This is a genomic window from Pseudomonadota bacterium (assembly GCA_034660915.1).
Lineage (GTDB): Bacteria > Desulfobacterota > Anaeroferrophillalia > Anaeroferrophillales > Anaeroferrophillaceae > DQWO01.
The window spans coordinates 1-3,834 of record JAYEKE010000081.1 but is presented as its reverse complement, the minus strand read 5'-3'; the positions used below and the strand labels follow the sequence as shown (position 1 = coordinate 3,834).

The 3,834-nt window shown below is 48.1% G+C and carries 5 protein-coding genes; 3 read left to right on the top strand and 2 right to left on the bottom strand.

Annotated features, from left to right (window positions below; translation table 11 throughout):
• Both U9P07_04930 and U9P07_04925 read right to left on the bottom strand, forming a co-directional pair.
• A partial coding sequence (locus U9P07_04930; protein ID MEA2108746.1) for a DUF3786 domain-containing protein occupies positions 1-400 on the bottom strand: 400 nt, incomplete at its 3' end.
• A 22-nt stretch (positions 401-422) separates the two neighbouring features.
• On the bottom strand, positions 423-1,295 hold the full coding sequence (locus U9P07_04925; protein MEA2108745.1) for a radical SAM protein: 873 nt from the start codon (positions 1,293-1,295) through the stop codon (positions 423-425).
• Between the two features lie 266 nt (positions 1,296-1,561).
• Here U9P07_04925 and U9P07_04920 point away from each other — a divergent pair, with 266 nt between their 5' ends.
• The 3 genes from U9P07_04920 to U9P07_04910 form a co-directional block, all read left to right on the top strand.
• On the top strand, positions 1,562-1,813 hold the full coding sequence (locus U9P07_04920; protein ID MEA2108744.1) for a hypothetical protein: 252 nt from the start codon (positions 1,562-1,564) through the stop codon (positions 1,811-1,813).
• A 151-nt stretch (positions 1,814-1,964) separates the two neighbouring features.
• Positions 1,965-2,555, top strand: a complete 591-nt coding sequence (yihA, locus tag U9P07_04915; GenBank protein MEA2108743.1) for a ribosome biogenesis GTP-binding protein YihA/YsxC — start codon at positions 1,965-1,967, stop codon at positions 2,553-2,555.
• Positions 2,556-2,557: 2 nt separating this feature from the next.
• Positions 2,558-3,834: radical SAM protein (locus U9P07_04910; protein ID MEA2108742.1), on the top strand; the 1,277-nt coding region annotated here is incomplete at its 3' end.

The window sequence follows — 3,834 nt, the reverse complement described above, 5'->3', positions numbered from 1 at the left end:
CCAGTGCTTCCCCAGCCTGTTTGAACTCTTCTCCGTTATTTCCCAGTTTTGTCAGCAGAATATCAGTAGTCTTGCGCTTGAATACCGGAAAATAAAACGATCCTCCAGGGATACCGCCATAATTTGTCAATTGTCCGTTCCTGCTTGTATGGGTGGCATTGATCAGGTAGTGAAGGATAATGATTTTGCTGACCAGGGAGATGACCGGTTCCTGAGGGCAGGAAAAAGCCAGCTCTGGATAGGAGATGGTATAGGGACGCTGGAAGAATGACAGGGCAATGATTCCGTCCTGCTTATTATAGCTTATTTCGGGGTGGGTATCCAGATAGCTGATATCTGCATTTCTGAATTTCTCCGCGGCCAGGGCGAAAGTTTGCTGGTAATTTTTCTGTTTTTGCATGATTATTGAAACCAGGAAAAGGTTAAAGTCCGCGCATCCATTCTTCCCGTAAAGGGAGATTGCCGGCCAGGGCTTCATCAATCATTGCCAGTGCGGCTTCGCGGTCCTTGGGAGAGTGAATTTTAATGGGAAGATAATTGGAGGCGTGATTGGCCATAAACATTCCCCGGCTTAAGTGGGTATGGGCGATCATTTCACGCAATTCCAGCAATAATCCACGTTTATCCGGTAAACTGAAAGATCCTTCCTGGAGCTGCCGGTCCAGTTCCGTGCCAGGTACAACCATGGTGACCAATGCCCCGACATATTTAGGATCAATGGCACTCAATAATTCCCCCGTGTGACGAGCATGAATCAAAGATCTCTGGGCACCGGCAATGCCAATCATGACTGTGGTTGACAGGACCATGCCGGCGGCCTGGGCTTTCAGACATAAATCCAGGGTGTCATTTGCCGTGGTTCCTTTGTTAATGGCTGCCAGAGTTTGGTCATCACCGCTTTCAAGGCCGTAATAGATGATCCCAAGTTTTTCCTCTCGCAAAGCCTGCAACTCAGGAAGACTCTTTTTACGGATGGATTTTGCCGAGGCATAAATACCAATACGGGTGAGCCGCGGTATTTCAGTGTTAATCATTTGTAAAAGTGCCAGTAAACGGGGAAAAGGAATAATCAGTGCATCCCCATCGGTGATAAAAAGCCGGCGGGTTCGAGGGTATGCCTGGTTAGCGTAGCGGATATCTGCCAGCAGGGTTTCCTCATCCTTGATCCGGAAACGAACCCCCCGGTAAGTCGGGCAGAATGAACAGCGGTTATGAGAACAGCCAACAGTTGCCTGGAGGATGATACTTCTGGCTTCGCTTGGCGGGCGGATAATATTTCCTTCGTAATGCATCATATTACTTCCTAAACTGAGCGATTAGCAGTTAGCTGTTAGCAATTAGCCTTTAATAATCAGGACTTTACGTTGATTAGTAACAACACCCATTGGGTGAACATGTATAATATTAGACATCTTGTAATCATTGAGCTAATAGCTAAGTGCTAAAAGCTAAACGCTTAATTCAGGTACTTATTTGTCCTTGACTTCTTTCATTTCTTGAATCTCAACTTTCTGAAGTTGTTCTGAAAACAGTTGCAAGAAATTTCCAGGGATGATCCGGCATGGCTCTCGCCCATCCTCGCCGGCCGTCCATGGCCGGCCTGTGCGTGCCGCACGCAGACAGGCCGGCTTGTGAGGACACCGCTAAAGCAATGTCCCCGATTGTCCGCCGCGAATCACAATGTGGGACAGTTTTAAAAACTGTCCCAACCCAGGCGGCCAATACCGCCTGCCTGTCGGCAGACACGGCTATGAGCCAAGCTCGAACATCTGGTAATGGTTCTCTGGCAATGCAAGTCAGAAAGTTGAGTTGAATTTTTCCCGGCTTTCTATTACTATAGCAGCTTCTAGCAGTGCCAGGCGGTTGAGCTGAAAATTGCTTAAGTTTGGCGCTATATAGCATAATCATCAGGTATAGTGCAACAATGAGATCAGGCTTTAAACATTTTTTTATGGGAGTGTCCGGTGAAAATCAAAACAGTCAGGTTTACTAAAAGCGTAGTTGATGTCACCGGGGTACCCGATGACCCTTTGCCCCATATAGCCATCGCCGGTCGTTCTAATGTCGGTAAATCTTCATTGATAAATTCCTTGTTGCGGCGGAAGTCGCTGGCGCGAACCAGTTCAAGCCCCGGTCGTACCCGGATGATAAATTTTTTTCTCGTCAATGAATCTTTCTACCTGGTGGATCTGCCTGGCTATGGTTATGCATCGGTAGATTATCAAACCAGGCTTTCATGGGGGCCGCTGGTACACGATTATCTTGATTTATCGACGCGGTTGGAACGGGTGATCATGCTTCTTGATATTCGCCGTAATTTAACTGAAGGCGATGGTCAATTACTGCAGTGGCTGGCAGTTAATCAAAAGCCATTGACACTGGTGCTGACCAAAGCCGATAAATTTAAAGCTTCCAGGCGGGCGAATCAGGTGCGTCAGTGGCAGCGGGAGTTGGAGGCCGCGGGTATCAGAGAAACACCGATTGTTTTTTCAGTGCCCAAAAAACTGGGTCGTGACCATTTACTGGAAGTGATGGCAAAATCGGTGGAGGCCTGATTTTGCCAGCTCCAAGACGGGGAAAAACCGCTTCTTCCTACCTCATGGCTGGGGAGCGGGGTGCAGTGGTTAAAGAGTGGGGTGGCCGTTATCCAGTAGCCTTGGGATATCCCAATGTTTATCAGGTCGGCATGGGAAACCTTGGCTTTCTTTCCATGTATGCCATCTTGAATGCCCATCCTCATATAGTAGCCGAACGGTTTTTTCTGCCGGAAGGTGGCCGGAAAAATTTGCCGTTACTTACCCTTGAATCAGGGCGGCCACTATCAGCTGCCCGGCTGATTCTTTTTTCTATTTCCTTTGAACGTGATTATCTGCATGTACTTGAAATCCTGAAATCCTCAGGATTAGCTTTGCTGGCTGATGACCGGCAGCCTGCAGATCCCCTGGTTATGGTGGGAGGGGTGGCAACCTTTATTAATCCGCTGCCTCTATCCCCTTTTGTTGATGCTTTTCTCCTCGGTGAGGGAGAAAGGCAGGTTCCCCAGGTGATGGAATTGCTGCTGGCTGGCCAGCAAATGAAAAAATCAGAGTTGCTGTTATCGCTTTCCGGGGTACCGGGTGTTTATTTTCCAAATTCAGCCAGGGAGAAATCGGTTAAAGACTATGCGCCGGTGAAAATTCCTCATTGTTCTGATCTGGATCGGTTTATTCCCACTTCAGTGGTGACGACAGCTGGTTCTGCAAGTCCCCTGTCAGCTTCCTATCTGGTGGAAATTAATCGTGGCTGCCCCCGTGGTTGCCGGTTTTGTGCTGCCGGGTTTGTTTATCGCCCTTTCCGCAACCGTTCCCTGTCCTGTCTGCAGTCGATCTTTGCAGGTGCCATGGAGAATGGTTACCGTCATTTTGGCCTGATTGGTTCGGCCCTTGGTGATTATCCTCATTTGAACGAGTTGTGTTCCTGGCTGGTGCAAAAGGGCGCTACTTTCAGCCCGGCCTCATTACGGGTGGATTGCCTTAATGCGGAATTGCTGGAATTGTTGCTGGCTGGGGGGGTGAAAACCCTTACTGTCGCACCTGAAGCTGGATCTTCCAGGCTGCGTAAACTGATACATAAACAATTGAATGAAGATCAAATTCTGGCTGCATCCCGGCTGGCGGTGATGTCCGGTATCTACCAGCTTAAACTGTACTTCCTTATGGGGTTGCCAGCGGAAACCGTAGAAGATTTGGATGATATTTTCCACTTGGTGAGCAAAATCAGAAAAATTATGCTTGATCATCGACAATCGAAGCAAAAAAGTATTCAGCTTACCATAAGTATTAATCCTTTTATTCC